The sequence below is a fragment of the Acinetobacter sp. 1130196 genome (genome assembly GCF_000588095.1).
Lineage (GTDB): Bacteria > Pseudomonadota > Gammaproteobacteria > Pseudomonadales > Moraxellaceae > Acinetobacter > Acinetobacter nosocomialis.
In genome coordinates this window covers 38337-58487 of the sequence record NZ_JFWX01000007.1, presented here as the reverse complement: position 1 = coordinate 58487, position 20151 = coordinate 38337, and the positions used below count along the sequence as shown (strand labels likewise).

Here is a 20151-nt window from a genome sequence, read left to right as displayed (position 1 = left end):
TAATGAAAGCAATTGAAATAGGTGGCGCCTTGCCAAGCAAAGCGTTTGAAACCCTGCCAAATATTTATTTGGTAGGGCCCATGGGGGCAGGAAAAACAACCGTTGGACGTCATTTAGCAGAACTATTAGGGCGTGAATTCTTAGATAGTGATCATGAAATTGAGCGCAAGACAGGGGCGACTATTCCCTGGATTTTTGAAAAAGAAGGAGAAGTTGGATTTCGTACCCGTGAAACTGTAGTCTTAAATGAGCTCACTTCACGTAAAGCATTAGTGCTTGCTACGGGTGGTGGGGCGATTACTCAAGCACCTAACCGAGAATTTTTAAAGCAACGTGGAATCGTTATTTATTTATATACTCCTGTTGAATTACAACTACAAAGAACTTATCGGGATAAAAACAGACCCTTATTACAAGTTGAAAATCCTGAACAAAAATTGCGGGATTTATTAAAGATTAGAGACCCCCTGTATAGAGAAGTTGCACATTATACGATTGAAACAAATCAAGGTGCTGCACGTGATCTCGCACAAAAGATTTTGCAACTTATTCTAGCGAACAAGTTAAAATAGACGAACTGACTAGTGGTTTTATAAATTCATGCAAACTTTACATGTTGAATTAGGCGAACGCCGTTATCCTATTTTTATTGGTAGTCAACTTGACCCGAAACAGTTCCTCGAGCCATATATACATGGTCAACAGGTCATGATTGTAAGCAATGTTACGGTTGCACCATTATATTTAAGCCACTATCAAGAAGCATTAAAAAGTCTGGGTAAAACGGTTGCGACTTGTATTTTACCTGACGGCGAAAAATATAAAGATATTCAACATTTAAATTTAATTTTTGATGCATTGCTTGAAGCCGGCTTTAATCGCGATTGTACTGTTTTAGCTTTAGGTGGTGGCGTGATTGGGGATATGGCGGGTTTTGCTTCTGCTTGTTTCCAACGTGGCGTTTATTTTGTACAGGTTCCTACGACATTGCTTTCACAAGTCGATTCGAGTGTTGGCGGAAAAACAGGAATCAATCATCCGCTTGGCAAGAATATGTTAGGTGCTTTTCAGCAACCACAAGTCGTTTTAGCTGATATGGCACAATTGAATACATTGCCAGAACGTGAGCTTTCAGCCGGTTTAGCTGAAGTGATCAAATATGCACTTTTAGGTGATGCTGATTTCTTGGTTTGGCTTGAAGAAAATATGGATGGCCTTGTTGCTAGAGATGCTGATTTACTTGCAGAAGCTGTCTATCGTTCATGTGCTCATAAAGCGCGTATTGTTGCGAATGATGAGAAAGAACAAGGTGAACGCGCTTTACTTAATTTAGGTCATACTTTTGGCCATGCGATTGAGTCGTATCTAGGTTATGGTACTTGGTTGCATGGTGAGGCTGTTGCAACTGGTATGGTGATGGCAGCAGATTTATCACAGCGTTTGGGCTGGATCTCAAATGAAGATGTAGCTCGTACAAAAAAAATCATTCAACGTGCGAATTTGCCGATATCATGTCCACAAATTCCATTGGATGATTTCCTTGGATATATGGCTCATGACAAAAAAGTTCTTAATGGACAATTACGTTTGGTGTTGTTAAAGCAACTTGGACAAGCAGTAATTACCAAGGACTTTGATGTCGAATTGATGAAACAGGCTATTTTGGCGAATCAACACGGATAACAAATAAGGTAAAGCATGACTGTATCACGTACACTTTGGCAGAATGTTCAACAATATATCTGGTTGGTTGGTGGTATTGCCTGCTTATTGCTTGCTTTTATTTTTTGGGTAATTACAGATAGCAAAAAACTGGTTGAAGTTGAAAAGTCCGCTGACTCTGAGGCGCCTGTACAAATTCAACCAGAGAAAGTTGCTACAACACCTAACCTAGGTGCTTTGGCTGATGAGGTTCGTCCACTCGATTTAACTACACGTACTGTGGCTTCGGGTGAGCATGAACCTGAGTTTCGCGGTACAAAGTTTATTAATGAAAATAAAAAACAATGGACGCTTGAGTTATTTCGTGCCTCTGATGAAGATATTATTAAAAACTTTTTAAAAAATCGTACCGACCGTAATAAATTTATTTATTTCCGTTTAAGTGGGGAACAACAAGCAGAGCAGTATGTGTTGGTTTATGGCACGTTTAAACGCTCAGAAGATGCAATTCAGCAATTAACACAAATTAACCTGCAATTACCTGAGTCAGTTAAACCTCAGCCACAACAGTTCTCAAGTTATGCCTCACTGGTAAATGACTTAGGGGCAGATGAGATGAAAGGTGGCAATAATCAGCTTTATGAAGTACGTCTGCGTCCGGCTGCTTTACCTACAATTGATGAGTCATTATTGATGTCAGGAGTAGCTACGGGAACTGCCAATGCTCAGCCTAAAGCTCCTGCAACTAATTCAGCTACAAAAACTACTATTATTCGTCGTGATGCAGAAGGAAATGTGGTTGATGTACAGCAATCAAATTCTAATATTGATCAGCCTAATAGAACACCTCAAACACGAATCAATGAGGGACAGCAGAAAAATGCCACAAATGAGGGCACAAAAGGGAATTAATTTATCTAATAATATGCGCAAAAATGGTGCAAAATGATTATGTGATAATATTTTTTGATCAGATGTGGTGCATATTTAGGCATTTTTTAACATGATAACGCGAATAAAATAACTATATTTATAATAAATATAAGGATTTAGTTTAATTTTTCCGATATGGCACACTTTTTGCTTTATTGTTGTGCTTATTAATGTGCTGCAAACTATTTTAGCCCTCTAAGAAGTGAATTCTATGCAGAGGCGTGGGGTCCAACTGCTTTAAAAGAGTGCGAAATAAGTCAAAACATTTTTCTAGCAAAAACCAGTGTACGTAAAAATGGAACGGCGTATATTGGCTTATCAGCCCAAAATTTTTTGTTTGCGAAACATTGAGCTAACTGTCATCCGTAGGCACTATCGCAAAAAGAAGTTGTTTGTTTGACGCTCGAAAGAGCCTTATTGAAAGAAGGGTACGCTATGCACATGCCATCGCCTAATACTGTAGCTCCCGCTCAAGGTTTATATCAGCCTGATGAGTTTAAGGATAACTGTGGTTTTGGACTGATTGCCCATATGAAGGGTGAATCAAGTCATCATCTAGTAGAAACCGCGATTCACAGTTTAAGTTGCATGACGCACCGTGGTGGTATTGCCGCAGATGGCAAGACGGGAGATGGTTGCGGCTTATTATTGGCGATGCCAAAGCAATTTTTCCGTGATGAAGCAAAAAAACTAAGTGATATTACACTAAGTGAAATTTTTGCTGTGGGTACGGTATTTTTAAATATTGATCCTGCATTAGCACAGCACTCTAAAAATATTTTAACAAAAGAAATTGAGTCAGAAGGTTTACGTGTACTCGCTTGGCGTATCGTCCCTACAAATAACGATGCATTAGGTGAAATTGCGCTTCAATCTTTACCAGCTTTTGAACAAGTCATTGTGAACTGTCCAATGGGTGTAACTGAGGTTGAATTTAACCGTAAGTTATTCTTGGCGCGTCGCCGTGCGGAACAACAACTTCAAAAAGATCCGTCATTTTACGTGACTACGCTTTGCTCGACAGTTATTAGCTATAAAGGCTTGATGATGCCTGCTGCAATTGCTGAGTTCTATACAGATTTGGCAGATGAGCGCTTAAAATCGCATATCGTGGTATTCCACCAACGTTTCTCTACAAATACATTACCGCGTTGGCCGTTGGCTCAGCCATTCCGTTACCTTGCGCATAATGGTGAAATCAACACGATTACAGCAAACCGTAACTGGGCGTTAGCGCGTACTCCTAAATTTGAAAACCCATTATTACCAGGACTTACTGAGCTTAACCCGATTGTAAACCGTACAGGTTCGGATTCTTCAAGCTTGGATAATATGCTTGAGATCTTGGTGGGCGGTGGTATGGATTTATTCCGTGCTTTACGTATGCTCGTACCGCCAGCATGGCAAAACGTTGAAACTCTAGATGCAGACTTGCGTGCATTCTATGAATTCAACTCAAAACATATGGAAGCTTGGGATGGTCCTGCTGGTCTTGTTATTCAAGATGGACGCCATGCGATTTGTATGCTTGACCGTAATGGCCTGCGCCCTGCACGTTGGGTAATTACTAAAAATGATTATATTACCTTAGCATCTGAAATTGGGGTTTGGGGCTATGAACCTGAAGACGTAGTTTCCAAGGGTCGTGTAGGTCCTGGTCAAATCTTGGTAGTCGATACTTTAACAGGTAAAGTACTTGATACTAAAGATGTTAGTACTCATTTGAAAAACATGCGCCCGTACCGTGAGTGGTTACGTGATCACGCGATTCGCTTAAATGCAAACCCAGAACTTGAAGAGCAACTTGTTGATAAAGGTTTAACTGGTGAAGCATTAAAAGCAGCTCAAAAAATGTTTATGGTGACATTTGAAGAGCGCGACCAGTTGTTACGTCCAATCGCTGAGAGCGGTCAGGAAGCTGTTGGTTCTATGGGTGACGATACGCCAATGGCTGTATTGTCTCGTCAAGTACGTCATGTGACCGACTACTTCCGTCAACAGTTTGCACAGGTGACAAACCCACCAATTGACCCACTGCGTGAATCAATTGTTATGTCACTTGAAACCTGTTTGGGTCGTGAGCAGAACGTATTCGAACAAGGTCCTGAGCATGCTGATCGTATCATCATCTCTAGCCCTGTATTGTCAAATTCAAAAATGCAGCAAATCCGTACAATTGAGCGTGCGGGTTATGAGGCAGTTGATATTGATTTAAACTATGCTGAAACAGAAGGTTTACAAGCGGCAATTACGCGTATTTGTGAAGAATCTGCACAAGCTGTTCGTGATGGTAAAACCCTAATTGTTTTAACTGATAAAAACATTCGTGAGGGTTACTTACCTGCAAACGCTGCTCTTGCAACGGGTGCGGTACACCATTACCTCATTAAAACTGGTTTGCGTACTGATGCAAACATTATGGTTGAAACTGGTTTTGCACGTGATCCACACCAATTTGCGGTATTACTTGGTTTTGGTGCGACTGCTGTTTACCCATACCTTGCATATGACGTAATCAATGACTTGATTGCGAAAGGTGAGCTTTTAGGTGATCCGATTCATGCACAAGCAAACTTCCGTAAAGGTATTGAGAAAGGCTTGTTAAAAGTTCTTTCGAAAATGGGTATCTCGACAGTAGCTTCTTACCGTGGTGGTCAGCTTTTTGAAGCAGTAGGTTTATCTTCTGAAGTGGTAGATCAGTGTTTCTTAGGTGTTCCAAGTCGTATTCAAGGTGCAACATTTGCTGACCTCGAAAAAGACCAGAAAAAATTAGCAGCGACAGCTTGGTCAAGTCGTAAACCAATTGATCAGGGTGGTTTGCTTAAATTCGTATTTGGTAAAGAGTACCATGCGTTTAACCCAGATGTGATTAACTCACTACATAAAGCGGTTCGCTCTGGTAAATACGAAGACTTTAAAGAATATGCTGAATTGGTAAATAACCGTCCAGTAGCGACTATTCGTGACTTATTTAAGTTAAAAACAACTAATCCGATCCCAGTTGAACAAGTTGAATCGGTTGAAGATATCTTGCCTCGTTTCGACTCGGCAGGCATGTCTTTAGGTGCGCTTTCTCCAGAAGCACATGAAGCTATTGCAATTGCGATGAACACCATTGGTGGTCGTTCAAACTCTGGTGAGGGTGGTGAAGACCCTGCACGTTACGGCACAATTCGTAACTCGAAAATTAAGCAAATTGCATCTGGTCGTTTCGGTGTAACACCTGCTTACTTAACTTCTGCTGAAGTTTTGCAAATTAAAGTTGCTCAAGGTGCAAAACCAGGTGAAGGTGGTCAGTTACCAGGTGGTAAAGTGAATGGCTTAATTGCGCGTTTACGTTACTCAGTACCGGGTGTGACACTTATTTCACCTCCGCCACATCACGACATTTACTCAATTGAAGATTTGTCGCAACTGATTTTTGACTTGAAACAAGTTAACCCAAAAGCAATGGTATCTGTGAAGTTGGTATCTGAACCGGGTGTAGGTACGATTGCTGCTGGTGTTGCTAAAGCATATGCAGACTTTATTACCATTTCTGGTTATGACGGTGGTACTGCTGCGTCTCCGCTTTCTTCAATTCACCACGCAGGTTCTCCATGGGAGCTTGGCTTGAGTGAAGCGCATCAGGCACTTCGTGTAAATGACTTACGTGGCAAAGTACGTGTACAAACTGATGGTGGTTTAAAGACTGGTCTTGATGTGATCAAGGCGGCAATTTTAGGTGCTGAAAGTTTCGGTTTTGGTTCAACACCAATGATTGCATTAGGTTGTAAATATCTACGTATTTGCCACTTAAACAACTGTGCAACTGGTGTTGCAACTCAACAAGACCATTTACGTCAAGAGCACTATATTGGCGAACCACAAATGCTCATTAACTTCTTCCACTTTATTGCAGAAGAAACACGTGAATGGTTAGCGGCTCTTGGTGTAGCTTCACTTAAAGACTTAATTGGTCGTGTGGACTTACTTGAAGTATTGCCGGGTGAAACTGAAAAACATGCTCACCTTGATTTAAGTGCATTGTTAACTTCTCATCCTGCTGCTGAAGGTAAAGCGCAGTACTGTGAAGTACAAGGTAATGCACCATTTGATAAAGGTGTATTGGCTGAGAAAATGGTTGCAGAAATGCTTCCTGCAATTGAGTCAAGTGCAGGCGGTCAGTTCAACTTTAATGTCGTGAACTGTGACCGTTCAATTGGTGCACGTGTATCGGGTGAGATTGCTCGTCGCTATGGCAACTTGGGTATGGAAGCACATCCGGTTGTAATGAACCTAACAGGTACTGCTGGTCAGTCACTTGGTGTTTGGAATGCTGGTGGTTTACATATCCGTCTTGAAGGTGATGCAAACGACTATGTAGGTAAAGGCATGGCGGGGGGTCGTATCTCGATCTTCCCACCAAAAGGTTCGCCTTTCCAAACACAAAATACAGCAATTATTGGTAATACTTGTTTATATGGCGCAACTGGCGGTAAGTTATTTGCAGCTGGTACGGCAGGTGAGCGTTTTGCCGTTCGTAACTCTGGTGCGTTTGCTGTTATTGAAGGTGCAGGTGACCACTGCTGTGAATATATGACTGGTGGTGTTGTGACTGTGCTTGGAAAAGTGGGTCATAACTTCGGTGCAGGTATGACAGGCGGTTTTGCTTATGTGCTTGACCTCGATAATGACTTTGTAGATTACTACAACCACGAGTTAATTGACTTAACCCGTATTTCAACAGAATCTATGGAAGATCATAAAGAGTTCTTGTTGCGTATTATTGACGAGCATATTAAAGAAACTGGTAGTGCTTGGGCTTATAAAATTCGCAATGAGTTCGATTTCTACAGCCGTAAATTCTGGCTTGTAAAACCAAAAGCTGCTAACTTGCAATCGCTTTTGAAAACTACGCAAGCTGATCCACAATAATTCCACGACTGCAAAGACATAGGCAGGTGCGGGCAACAGGGAAATCCGCGCCTACCCACGGAGAGAGACATGGCAGAACGCCTAAATAATGACTTTCAATTTCTGGATGTACCACGTCAAGATCCAGAGAAAAAAGATATTACTGTCCGCAAAGCAGAATTTGTGGAAATTTATAAACCTTTTACTTCGGAAACTGTCACTAATCAGACACACCGTTGTTTAGGTTGTGGTAACCCATATTGCGAATGGAAATGTCCTGTACATAACTACATTCCAAACTGGTTAAAACTCATTGCTGAAGGACAAATTTTCCAGGCTGCTGAGCTTTGCCATCAAACGAACACTTTACCTGAGGTATGTGGTCGTGTGTGTCCGCAGGACCGTTTGTGTGAAGGTGCTTGTACCTTAAATGATGGTTTTGGTGCAGTAACTATTGGGAACGCTGAAAAATATATTAATGACACCGCTTTTGCTTTGGGTTGGCGCCCAGACATGTCCCATGTAAAGTGGACAGGTAAAAAAGTTGCGATCATTGGTGCAGGTCCAGCAGGGCTAGGTTGTGCCGACATTTTAGCCCGCGGTGGTGTTAAGCCAGTTGTATTCGATAAGCGTCCTGAAATTGGTGGCTTACTGACATTTGGTATTCCAGAATTCAAAATGGAAAAGGATGTGATGAAGCGCCGCCGTGAAATTTTCACTGGCATGGGTATTGAATTCCGCTTAAATACTGAAATTGGTAAAGATGTCACTATTGATGAATTACTTGCTGAATATGATGCAGTATTCATGGGAATGGGAACTTATACCTACATGAAAGGTGGTTTCCCGGGTGAAGATCTTGATGGTGTTTATGATGCGCTTGATTTCTTGATCTCTAACGTGAACCGTTGCCAAGGTTGGGAAAAAGATCCAAGTGAATACATTAGCTTAGACGGTAAAAAAGTTATTGTTCTTGGTGGTGGTGATACCGCTATGGACTGTAACCGTACTTCATTGCGTCAAGGTGCTCATGATGTAACTTGTGCATATCGCCGTGATGAAAGCAATATGCCAGGTTCTGCACGTGAAGTAAAAAATGCGTATGAAGAAGGCGTAAAGTTCTTGTTTAACCGCCAACCAATCGAAATTGTTGGTGAGAATGGCAAAGTGACAGGCGTAAAAGTGGTAACGACGCAGATGGGTGAACCAGATAGTCGTGGCCGCCGTAGCCCTGAGCCAATTCCGGGTTCGGAAGAAATTTTACCGGCAGATGCAGTTTTACTCGCGTTTGGTTTCCGTCCAAGTCCAGCAGACTGGTTTGGTAATGTGAATATTAATCTTGATGGTTCAGGTCGTGTAGTTGCACCAGAGCACCAAGAATTTAAATTCCAGACATCAAACCCGAAAATCTTTGCTGGCGGTGATATGGTGCGTGGTTCAGATCTTGTAGTTACAGCTATTTGGGAAGGTCGCCAAGCTGCTGAAGGTATTTTAGATTATCTTGGTGTTTAATCTAAAAAATCATTATTAAAGTTTTTGATAAAGCCTGCTATATGCAGGCTTTATTTTTTACCGTTAATCAGTTTGACGTTTTTGGCAAATACAATAAGCTTTTTTGCCCTTTTTGGCCCCTTAGTTGCAAGAGATACTCAAAGCTTCCTTCTTCACTACAGTAGGTGTTGAGCATGAACATCGCAGGTATGACGGCAGAAAAATCATATTTAAATCGTCGAAAAGCGTTGGGTATTACAGTGCGTCGCCTTGAGTTTAATCCTCAAGCAATCAAGCGCTATTATTTTGCAAATTCGCCTTTAATGTCCCATTTTTTAACTGCACTCTCTTCAACATTTCCCGTAGGAGAACAGTTTTTTGTAAATAGCGTGCGTAATGTACGTGACAAAGTTTCCGATCCCCAATTGCAGGCCCAGATTGCGGCATTTATTGGACAAGAAGCGATGCACTCGAAAGCGCATAGTGAATTTAATGAGGCTTGGCGCCGTGATGATTATAATCTGGATCGTTTTCAGGCTTGGTTGAATGAGCGTGATAAATATTTAAGAACAATTTCTCCTAAGCTACAGCTGGCATTGACATGTGCATTTGAGCATTTTACGGCTTTGCTTGGAGGGTATATTTTACAGCATCCTGAATTATTAAAAACTTTGGACCAAGATGCGCTAAAGCTTTGGGTCTGGCATGCTATTGAGGAAATTGAGCATCGTTCAGTTGCATTTGATGTGTACCAACATGTATATGGTGATGATCGTATTCGCCGTTTACTCATGCGTAGTGTTACTACGGGATTTGCGAGTCTTGCTTTCTATGGTACGACGCGGTTATTTTGGCAAGATAAATGGAAAAGCTTGCCTAAAGTCGGAGGTAACTTATTTGGGCTATATTTGCTTGCTAAAATGCTTATACAGCTAACTCCTGAATATTTTGCTTATTACAAAAAGGACTTCCACCCGAGTCAAAAAGATTATGGTCATATGGTCGATTATTGGAAAAGTTATTTGGCCGATGAATATCAAATGACAAGTTTCCAAAAGGAAACAAAGTTAAGGCCAAGCTAGAATAAAAAAACCGGATTTAAAGATCCGGTTTTTTTAAATCTATAAAATAAAAGCAACACAATAATGCCAAATTCATCATACAATCGAGACAAGAGGTTAAAAATATAAAGAAAAACTTGAGGATAAAGTGACGATGAAAACGTTTAAACAACTTGTAATCGCGACAACACTTGCAAGCACCTTACTATTTTCCGGCTGTGGCTATAATACTTTACAGGTCAAAGATGAGGCTGTAACAGCGGCTTGGTCTGAGGTACAGAACCAATATCAACGTCGATCAGATTTAGTACCAAATCTTGTAAACGTAGTTAAAGGTTATGCTAAGCATGAAGAGCAAGTATTAACTGAAGTAACTCAGGCACGTGCAAATGTAGCAGGCTTGAAGGTCGATAAAGAAGTATTGGAAGACCCAGCATTACTTGAAAAATATCAACAAGCGCAAAGCCAGTTAACTGGTGCGTTATCTCGACTGATTGCTGTTTCAGAAAATTACCCAGACTTAAAAGCCAATACCCAATTCCAAGAATTACAGGTTCAGCTTGAGGGTACAGAAAACCGAATTGCTGTGGCACGTAATCGTTATATTACAACTGTTCAAGACTATAACTCTTATGTCCGTCAGTTCCCACAAGCTGTAACAGCGAAAGTGATTGGTATGCATCCAAAAGCTAATTTCTCTGCAGAAGCATCGGCTCAGCAGGCTCCAAAAGTTTCTTTCGATTAATTTAAATCAAGGAAGAGCTGCATGAGAAATACTATATTGCTTCAGTTTAAGCAAATTAAGGTGTTTGTTATTACCTTAATAGTGCTCTGCTGCAGTGTTCTGTTTCAGAGTGCGGCTTGGAGTGAGAATAATATTGCCACTGCTACAGATGAAACTGATACTGTGGTGGCAGGTAAAATTATTCAACAGCAGCAAGCTCAAGCATCGAAACCTAAAATCAATGAGCAGGCTGCTTCAAGTGCCGCGCCTCAAGCTCATGTTGCGAATGACATGGCTGATGGTGAATCAATTCGTGGTTTACCAACATTAAATCAGCCTGTTATTGATCAAGCCAATATTTTGAGTGAAGCTGAAAAGCAGCAACTCAATCAGAAAATTTTAAATCTATACCAGCAAGGTAAGGCACAAATAGGTATTGTGATTGTACCGACCACAGGCCAAGAAGATATATTTGATTACGCTTTACGTGTCGGTGAAAAATGGCAACTTGGTTCGAGTAAACGAGATAATGGTTTACTTATCGCAGTTGCTATTAATGATCATAGAATACAAATTTTGACTGGATATGGTTTAGAAGGCGTATTGCCTGATATTGTGGCAAGTCGAATTATTCGAAATCAAATTACACCTTATTTTAAACAAGCCCAATATGCTCAAGGATTAAACGCTGGTCTTGATGAAATCGGAAGGATTTTAAATCTAGATCCGGAAGTTGCTCAGCAAGCTGCTCAAGATTTAAAAGAGCGCCAACATCAGGCTGCCGAAGAACAACAAGCCAAACAAACTACTTTGACAATGGCGTTGTTTATTCTTATTGCCGGAATTGTAGGCTCGTTTATTGTTGGTCGACCTCTTAGTGCTTCTACAGCAGGTGTTGCTGCCGCGGTAGCAGGCTTTGTAAACGGTGCTGGCTTGGTCACTAGTTTATTACTTGGATTTGGTATTTTCTTTTTACTCATTACCTCAATTGCCCAACTTATTTTACAGGCTATTTTAAGTGGTTCTGGTGGGGGTGGACGCGGAGGCGGCTTCGGTGGTGGAGGCGGCGGTTATGGCGGCGGGGGGGGGCGGTTTGGTGGGGAGGTGCTTCAGGGTCATGGTAACAACATCAGAAACAACACAAATTATTACTCAACCAAAAATTGAGGAATATGTAGAGCCAAGTTTAAAACGTTGGTTTAAGCATCTTTGCTATTTTCCTGCTAGTAGCCGCTATTTTAGTAAAAGGGATAAACAAGCTATTGCTGAAGCTGTTCAACAAGCAGAACTTGGTCATGTTGGTGAAATACAGGTCGTTATAGAAGGGCATATTCCTTGTTCACAAGCATATAGGCAGAACACGCGCTTAAGGGCGCAGCAATTATTTGCAGAACTTGGGGTTTGGGATACTGAACTTAATAGCGGTGTACTGCTCTATTTAAATTTATGTGAACGCACAGTAGAAATTATATTTGATCGTGGTATTCGTAGCGCGACGACTGAGCAGGTATGGCAACAGATTTGTGAGTCTATTGTGCAGCAGCTTAAACAAAAGCAGTATCTACAAGCTGTAGTGATTGGGGTTCAGCAAATTGGTGATGTGATGTCTCGGTTTTACGATGAAAATATACCAGATCAGAATAATGAATTGGGTAATGCACCTATCATTATTAATTAAATTATCTACATAAAATCTAGCTGTTTTAAAAAATTTGGACAATAAACTGACTGACAAAAAATGTCATCTAATCATGTATTTTTAAAGAGATTTTTGTCACATTAAAAAGTAAAAAAAAGAAATAGGCTGTGAAGAAATTTTTATTAGTGATTTAATTCTAAAAAAATTATAGTGACAATTTTTGTCACTTATTTACTGCTTTAGCATCTCGAATAAGTTTAAAGTATTTATAAATCTTTGTTTTTTAATAAAAATAAAAGTTGGCATGGTTGCTGCATTATATTCTATAGCTCAAAAAGCTTATATAAAAACATACATACAATCTTTGGGGAAAAGGCTATGAATGCACAAAAAGGTTTTACATTAATCGAACTCATGATCGTTGTAGCGATTATTGGTATTTTGGCAGCGATCGCGATTCCTGCTTATCAGGATTATATTGCTAAATCTCAAGCTTCTGAAGCAATGACTATTGCTGATGGTTTGAAAACGAATATTCAAACTAATCTTCAAAGCAATTCTTGCTTTTCTGGTGGTGCGACATCTGCTGTCGCTGGAACAGATACTGTATCAGGTAAATATGGTAGTGCCACTATCACAACTATAAGTGGCACTGCTGCTGCAAATAACCTCGTATGCGGTATCACTTATACATTTAAAACGACTGGTGTTTCAAGTAAAATTGCCGCTAAAGTTCTTGCATTACAAACTAACGATAATGGTGTTTTAAGCAAAGCAGCTTCTGGTACAACTATTGATGATAAATATTTACCTAATTCATTAACTGTTGCAGGTTCTTAATAAGAATATAATAAAAAGAGAGGTTTCGTCCTCTCTTTTTATTAAAGAAAATAAATATGTTAAAAAATAATATATTATTCCTTTTAATAGGATTTTATCTTATCGCAGCCTTATTGGGCTATCAAGTTGGTTGGTCTATTTTTCAATATGATGAACTTCGCTTATTACAGTTTCCTTTAGCACTATGTGCTTTATTAATAATGATCTTCACAAAAAAAATAGGATATTCAATCTATACTCACATTAACTTTTTTATTATCGGTTTATTCATATTAATTCAACAAATAAATTGGGGAATTTTTGAATTTCAAGAACTTTGGTCTGCGATAGCATTACTATTTATATTTTCTACTTTAACTTATGAATTAAGAAGTATAAAAAATATACAACATGGCATAGTCTTAATTATAGTTTCAGCGTTTATTCCATGTTTATTTATTCTTATTTCTATTACTAATTTTATTATTCATCAACAATGGTTTAATTGGCAATTTAACTCTGGTACGATTCGGATCTATGATAGCGTTATTGTTCCTCTATTTTTCTTTCTGATTTTTTTACAAAATAAGAAATATCCTTATCTTCATTACTTTTATCCATTCGCAATTTTCTTTTTCTCTCTAGCATGTTTTTTTGATGGTGCACGTTCTGCTTTGTCTGCAATCATAACTGGGTTGCTTATATTTTTTCTCTTATCAAAGGAAAACCGTAGGCTGGCTCTAAAAACAACTTTTTACATATTTGCTGCATTTATAGTTTATAAAAGTACAGTATATTTTGCAAAACAAAATACAATGACAGTAATAAGAGCGGGAACATCGTTGCGTGCAGAGATGTGGTATTTTGTCTTTGATCAATGGAAACAGTATCCGTTTACTGGTGTAGGAGGAGGATATTTATCTAAAATACAATATAAATATGGATATCATATACATAATCTTTATTTAAGGTTAATTTTTGAATGGGGGATGGTTGGATGTATATTTTTAGTTTGGATGACTTATCAATTTATAAAATTATTCTTAGATAAGGAGATTTTACCCATTGCAAAAGCTGGTGTTGCTGCAATTTTAATTGATGCAATGTTCTCTGGTAATATGGTATATCCCGCTTCACAAATTGCTTGTATATTATTTCTAGCTTTTGCATTTTCTCAAAGCAAATTATCTCCTAGTTCCAAATATTCTTCTTTATTTACAAAAGTACTTATTGGCTTATGGGGAACTTTATTTTTATACATTACAATAATGTATTTAGGACAAGATTTAATGTGCTGGGGATGCGGCAGTTATGTAGGAAGAATGGCTCCGAATTTTTGGTTTTATGGTGGTGCAGAGCATCTAGTTCCAGTGGTACAGATTCCTTGAGTTATTTTGTTTGTAAATTACATGCATCGACTTCATTACAAATTCTTTTTGGCTTCCATGTATAATCCTTCTCAAGTTTTTGGCCTATAACCTGTCACTATGCAAGTATTCTTTTTATTCCTCGCAGCAATCCTGTTAGGTTTTGCATGGCTATCTCCATTTCACTATAACCCTTGGGTGATGTTTTCTAGTGAAATGAGTACCTTTGCGGCAGGTCTAAGTGCCGTAGCTGCACTTTTTTATCAAAATATAAAAATTCCGCGGGCACAATTATTACTATTGCCATTTATTTTAATTCCAGTGGTGCAGTGGGCTTTTGGTCTGGTTTTTGATTTTAGTACAGCTTTGTTAAGTTCACTTTACTTATTAGGCTTTTGGTTTATGGTTGTGGCTGGCTATAACCTGTCATTAGATTATCAGCAGCGGGACCAAATTTTTACAGGGTTTAGCCTACTTGCTGTTATTGTTTCAGTTGCAACTAGCTTTATTGCGGTTTGCCAGTGGTTAAATATTGATACGCATTTTGCACATATGTTGCATTTAATTGGTAATCGACCTTACGGTAACTTTGGCCAACCCAATAATATGGCAACCTTTCTCATTATGGGGTTATTAGGATGCTTATATTTATATGAAAAGAACAAGGCTTCAGTTTGGTTACTCTTGCCATCAGCACTAACTATTTTATTTGCAGTTGTCCTAAGTCAATCACGCACTTCTTGGATTGTTTTTCCATTTTTACTCACCTATTGGGCTATTAAGCAATTTAACAAACCGAAGCGTTTTGGACTTTTTCAAGGCTTATTATGGTGTGCTGGCTTTTTCCTCATGGCGGGCTTAGTTTTACCGTTTCTTACAAGCTTAATTGAGGCATGGTCGCATACAGATATAACTCAGGCGAGTAGCTTGGCTGAACGGGCAAGTTCTGGTTATTTGCGTTTTAATATCTGGACGCAAATGTTACTCGCTGTACAGCAACATCCTTGGTTGGGATATGGGTGGAACCAAACTAGTGTTGCTCAAATGTCTGCTTATACTCTTTTCCCAACAGCAGAATGGACGACTAGTGCTCACAATGTATTGCTAGATCTTATTATTTGGAATGGTATTCCAATTGGTATCGTGATTATTGCTTACTTTACATTTTGGTTGTTTTGGTTAAATCAACAAGCGAAAGAAACAATTTCGATTATTGCAGTGATGATGGTCTGTACAGTACTTATTCATGCCATGTTAGAATTTCCGCAGCGTTATGCTTATTTCTTACTGACTTGTGGCTTTTTATTGGGTGTAATTCAAGCACAGACTCCAATACTGAAAGGTTTTGTACTAGGTAAACATCTTCCGCATTTAATTTGGGGTATTAGCTTAATACTTATGATCGCAATTTGGCGTGATTACAACGTATATGTCATGAATAGTAATTTACTATTTAAAAATAAGCAGCCAAATGCCGAGCTTATGGGAAGTGACCAGATTTTTGTTCTAACCCAATTTGAGCAGCGTTTAAAGTGGATTGCGCTTAATCCTCATGTAACTTTATCTGAAGCAGAGTTAGTTCAATGGGGAAATTTTGTGAAGAACAAAGCAACCCCCTATAATTTACGTAAATATGCTCAGTTACTTGCTTATAATGGAAAAATAGATCAGGCAGAGCGACAAATATTTATTTTGCAGCACCTTTATGGACAGCAAATAACACTGCCGCAATTATTAAAAGATAAATAAAAAAATCCCCTTGTTTTCAAGGGGATTTTTTTATGAGAAATTACATTTGGCTCTGGATATAGTTTTCGATACCAACGCTACCGATAAGGTCAATTTGAGTATCTAACCAATCCCAGTATTCTTCTTCTTTTTCTAAAATTTCTTGTACCAAATCACGTGTTACATAGTCTTGTTCTGTTTCAGCTAATGCAACTGCTTTTTGAATAGCTTCAATGTTTTCTTTCACTTTGCGAATATCACATTGCAGAACTTCTTCTGTATGCTGACCAATATACAATTTACCTAGATGTTGAAGATTAGGAAGTCCTTCTAAAAATAAGATACGTTCAATAATCTTGTCGGCATGCTTCATTTGACGAATTGATTCTTTATATTCAGCAGAACCGAGTTGTTCAATTCCCCAGTCATTAAACATGCGAGAGTGTAAAAAGTATTGGTTAATTGCAGTTAAATGATGATACAGCACTTGGTTAAGCTGATTGATTACATCACGATTGCCTTTCATTGTAGCTACTCCAAAACAATTTCTGCCTTAATCCAATTAAGGCAATCTATGAATTCATTTTAGTGAACATTCACAGATATGGCGAGTAATTTATAGAACAGCAAATGAAAATCGCAATCAAAAACAACACAATATTGGTAAAGCTGAATTTCCTTCCAAAAAAAACCGCTTGAATGAGGAACAATTAACGTTCCGCAAAAAGCGGTGGAGGAGTCAATAATTTACTGTTAAATACTAATTTTTATTATGCAGCTACAGAAATGCGCGCAGCAATTTCTGCTAATTCTTCACTAATAATAGCACGTGCTTCTGGTGCACAGCGTCCACAGCAAGTACCGAGGTCAAGCAAATCGCGAATTTCACGATAGCTTTCAGCGCCATTTTCAATAGCGTCTTTAATATCCTGATCGGTAATGCCACGACACAAGCAAACGTACATGGGAGTAATCCCCAAATATAAATGCGATAATTGATATTATTGATAATTATTATCGTTTGTCAATGAAATTCATTTAAAATCTCATTTATCTTTATTGGGATTTTGGATAAAAAAATACCGCCTAAGCGGAAATCTAATGGTTGTTTAGATTTCTAAGCATAGCGGTATCTAATTTTAGAACTAAATATTTAAGGATTATTTTTTTCCTTAAATATTTATCTTATTGATTAATAATTACAATTCCATCCATTTCTACTAATGCGCCTTTAGGTAGACTTGCTACCCCAAGTGCTGCACGAGCTGGGTATGGCTGAGCAAAATATTCGCCCATAATTTGGTTTACAAGCTGGAAATTAGATAAATCAGTAAGGAAAATATTGAGCTTTGCAATATCTGCAAGTGAGCCACCCGCAGCTTCACATACTGCTTTGAGATTATCGAATACACGGCGGATTTGAGCTTCAATACCGTCTACAAGTTCCATACTGTAAGGGTCTAAACCAATTTGCCCTGATAGATAGAGTGTGTTACCTACTAAAATAGCTTGAGAATATGTGCCGATAGCAGCAGGGGCATTTTCAGTATGAATGACTTGGCGGGACATTTGGTTCTCCTTGATTAAATCTTTTTCCATCATAATCGATGATAGGTTTTGACAAAAGTATCATCGATTTAATTAATTAGGTGCTTATGGAAAGTTAGATTTTAGTAAAGTAGAACAATTTTTAGCTGACTTTAGAAACTTCTGCTTGTGGAGCAGGGGCATCCAAACGCTCAATACGTGGGAATCCATAGTGCATTCGTAAATCACGAATGACTTTCGCAATATGTTTACGATTGTTGACTACAATATTGACGAAAGTACGTTGCTCATTGGAATGCACCATTTCCACCCCCGCATTATTTTTACGGCATTGATAGATGAGATCTGATATCTGTTCATCATTCATTGCCATATAAATCGCAAGGTAGGCCGTAAATCGTACATCATCTACATCATCTGCTTTCCATTGAAGTGGCATAATATTTTCTGGGTGTAGATGTTGTTCATGAAGTAAATTATGACAACGAATACGATGCACAATTAGGCCACGACGTGTTAAATGACCTTGAATTAAATCGCCTAAAATTGGGTTACAGCAGTGAGCATATTTAACATCGATACCTTCAGTACCTTGAATTAATCGGTCCGAATTTTCTACTTGTGGATGTTTATCATTTGCAAACAAATGGTTGGCTACAAGTTGAGGAAGTAAATCTCCAACTGCAATTTGCTCAAATAATGCATTTTTATTGTCAATATGACGCCATTGTAAAAGATCTAGCCAATCTGCATCTGAAAGGTCGTTGATTGAACGATTAAAGAGTTTCAAAGCGCGTGAAAGTGCTTGGGCACCCACTAAGCGTTGTTCTTCAATATCTTGATCTTTGAGCACGTGTTGTAAAGCACGACGAGCTTTCTGAGTATTAATAAAGCTAAGCCAATCTGGATTTGGTGTTGCTAAAACATCAGTAATAATCTCAATAACTTGTCCACTGACTAGGGGGGTTGAAAGTGGCTTAATTTCACCATCAACTTTCGCACCTACCGCATGGTTACCCAAGAAAAGACTAGCTGAATAGGCAAAATCGACTACTGTTGCCCCTTGTGGTAATTCATGTAATTGACCATGTGGGGTATAGACCCAAATTTTTTCTTGATGTAGATAATCAAGTAAATCGTTAAAAGTTGTCTTAGCGCATTCACTATCAATGAGTGTATTTAAATTTTGCATTGATGCCTGAATGGCAGAGCGACAAGTTTGTGGAGCATTTTCACCTAATACCACACCAAAACGGGCAGCTTTACGCATCAATTCAGTTTGGATGGTGAGTGATAGCGTAGTTTTTTCGCCTTTGAGCTTGATCAGTAAAGACTGATTCCCGCCAGGTAGTGGACGGCGGATATGATCTTGATATTGGATGACTTGGAAATTTTCTTTTAATGCTGCCACTAAGCGGTCGCAGTCAGCAATAGACTGTAAAACGATTTCAAAAGCATGACTATGAGTCAGCTCTTGTAAATCCATTTCGTTTTTAACGAAATGGCGTAATAACTCAATATTATTATTTTTCTTTTTAATGCGACCTTGAATGTGATAGTTGTGCAGAAGCTCTGCAAGATTTTGTTCCCAAATACTTTGATATTTACATCGTTCGGGTTTGGTTTGAAGTAAAGCATTTTGAACGTTATCAAACATATCTAAATCAAGATTTTGATAACATAAATTTTCAAGATTATCAGCCATCTCATTCATGCCGACTAATCTTGCCATAGGTACAAAAATATCAAAAGTTTCTTGCGCGATACGAGCACGTTTATCGGGACGCAGAGCACCCAATGTGGTCATATTATGATAGCGATCAGCTAGTTTAATAATAATAACGCGTGGATCTTGTAAGGTTGCTTGCAGAATTTTTCTGAAAGATGCGGCTTTATTATATTCTTTATCGCTTGACTGGCTTAGCTTAGTTACGCCATCAACGAGTTCTGCAACTGTTTGCCCGAAGCGCTCAATAATATCATCTTTGGTATATTGAGTATCTTCAATGACGTCATGTAAGAGCGCTGCCATTAAAGTTTCAGGATCCAAACGCATATTAGCTAAGATACAGCTGACAGCAATAGGATGCAGAATATAAGGTTCACCACTTTTACGGGTAATACCAGTGTGTGCCAGATCTCCAAAATCACAGGCAGCAAGCACTTTCTCGACTTCACTTACTGATAAGTAAGGTTCGATAATTAATTTGAGCTGTTGCTTGGCTTGGCTGACCTCTTCGCCTGGCATAGACCACCCTTTTTCTGTTACTTAAAAAACTAAAT

The 20151-nt window shown here is 38.8% G+C and carries 15 protein-coding genes and 1 pseudogene; 12 read left to right on the top strand and 4 right to left on the bottom strand.

The genetic code is table 11. The annotated features are described in order from the left end of the window. Positions 1-2: 2 nt before the first annotated feature. The 12 genes and pseudogenes from aroK (at position 3) to J671_RS09810 (ending at position 16341) form a co-directional block, all read left to right on the top strand. Positions 3-572, top strand: coding sequence for a shikimate kinase AroK (gene aroK, locus J671_RS09865; protein ID WP_002051689.1), 570 nt, complete (start codon positions 3-5; stop codon positions 570-572). Between the two features lie 28 nt (positions 573-600). Continuing rightward, the gene (gene aroB, locus J671_RS09860) at positions 601-1683 is read left to right on the top strand and encodes a 3-dehydroquinate synthase (RefSeq protein ID WP_031982118.1); all 1083 of its coding nucleotides are present in this window, start codon (positions 601-603) and stop codon (positions 1681-1683) included. Positions 1684-1698: 15 nt separating this feature from the next. After that, on the top strand, positions 1699-2574 hold the full coding sequence (locus J671_RS09855) for a hypothetical protein (RefSeq protein ID WP_004711666.1): 876 nt from the start codon (positions 1699-1701) through the stop codon (positions 2572-2574). Positions 2575-3036: 462 nt separating this feature from the next. Next, positions 3037-7512: a glutamate synthase large subunit gene (gene gltB / locus J671_RS09850; RefSeq protein WP_171073045.1), complete on the top strand. Its 4476-nt coding sequence runs from the start codon at positions 3037-3039 to the stop codon at positions 7510-7512. Between the two features lie 69 nt (positions 7513-7581). Further along, on the top strand, positions 7582-9003 hold the full coding sequence (locus J671_RS09845; RefSeq protein WP_002051782.1) for a glutamate synthase subunit beta: 1422 nt from the start codon (positions 7582-7584) through the stop codon (positions 9001-9003). Positions 9004-9176: 173 nt separating this feature from the next. After that, positions 9177-10064 (top strand): metal-dependent hydrolase, encoded by an 888-nt coding sequence (locus J671_RS09840; RefSeq protein WP_031982115.1) that lies wholly within the window; start codon positions 9177-9179, stop codon positions 10062-10064. Positions 10065-10197: 133 nt separating this feature from the next. Next, positions 10198-10788 (top strand): LemA family protein, encoded by a 591-nt coding sequence (locus tag J671_RS09835; protein ID WP_002051712.1) that lies wholly within the window; start codon positions 10198-10200, stop codon positions 10786-10788. A 21-nt stretch (positions 10789-10809) separates the two neighbouring features. Next, positions 10810-11891, top strand: a pseudogene (locus J671_RS09830) (TPM domain-containing protein). Continuing rightward, positions 11885-12445, top strand: coding sequence for a TPM domain-containing protein (locus J671_RS09825; protein ID WP_022575997.1), 561 nt, complete (start codon positions 11885-11887; stop codon positions 12443-12445). The pseudogene J671_RS09830 and the gene J671_RS09825 overlap by 7 nt, the downstream one beginning before the upstream one ends. 339 nt (positions 12446-12784) lie before the next feature. Beyond that, entirely contained in the window at positions 12785-13246 is a 462-nt protein-coding gene (locus tag J671_RS09820; RefSeq protein WP_031982113.1) for a pilin, read from the top strand. A gap of 56 nt (positions 13247-13302) precedes the next feature. Further along, positions 13303-14613 (top strand): O-antigen ligase family protein, encoded by a 1311-nt coding sequence (locus J671_RS09815; RefSeq protein ID WP_031982112.1) that lies wholly within the window; start codon positions 13303-13305, stop codon positions 14611-14613. A 99-nt stretch (positions 14614-14712) separates the two neighbouring features. Beyond that, positions 14713-16341 carry a PglL family O-oligosaccharyltransferase gene (locus J671_RS09810; protein WP_031982110.1) on the top strand — a complete coding sequence of 543 codons (1629 nt, stop codon included), beginning with the start codon at positions 14713-14715 and terminating at the stop codon, positions 16339-16341. A gap of 40 nt (positions 16342-16381) precedes the next feature. Here J671_RS09810 and bfr read toward each other — a convergent pair whose 3' ends face one another. The 4 genes from bfr to J671_RS09790 form a co-directional block, all read right to left on the bottom strand. Next, positions 16382-16846: a heteropolymeric bacterioferritin subunit Bfr gene (bfr, locus tag J671_RS09805; RefSeq protein ID WP_000678123.1), complete on the bottom strand. Its 465-nt coding sequence runs from the start codon at positions 16844-16846 to the stop codon at positions 16382-16384. Positions 16847-17090: 244 nt separating this feature from the next. Beyond that, positions 17091-17285 (bottom strand): bacterioferritin-associated ferredoxin, encoded by a 195-nt coding sequence (locus tag J671_RS09800; protein ID WP_000289091.1) that lies wholly within the window; start codon positions 17283-17285, stop codon positions 17091-17093. A gap of 220 nt (positions 17286-17505) precedes the next feature. Next, on the bottom strand, positions 17506-17889 hold the full coding sequence (locus tag J671_RS09795) for a RidA family protein (RefSeq protein ID WP_002051728.1): 384 nt from the start codon (positions 17887-17889) through the stop codon (positions 17506-17508). Between the two features lie 121 nt (positions 17890-18010). Further along, a complete protein-coding gene (locus J671_RS09790; RefSeq protein WP_017392603.1) occupies positions 18011-20116 on the bottom strand; it encodes a RelA/SpoT family protein in 2106 nt (701 codons plus the stop codon). Between the last annotated feature and the right edge of the window lie 35 nt (positions 20117-20151).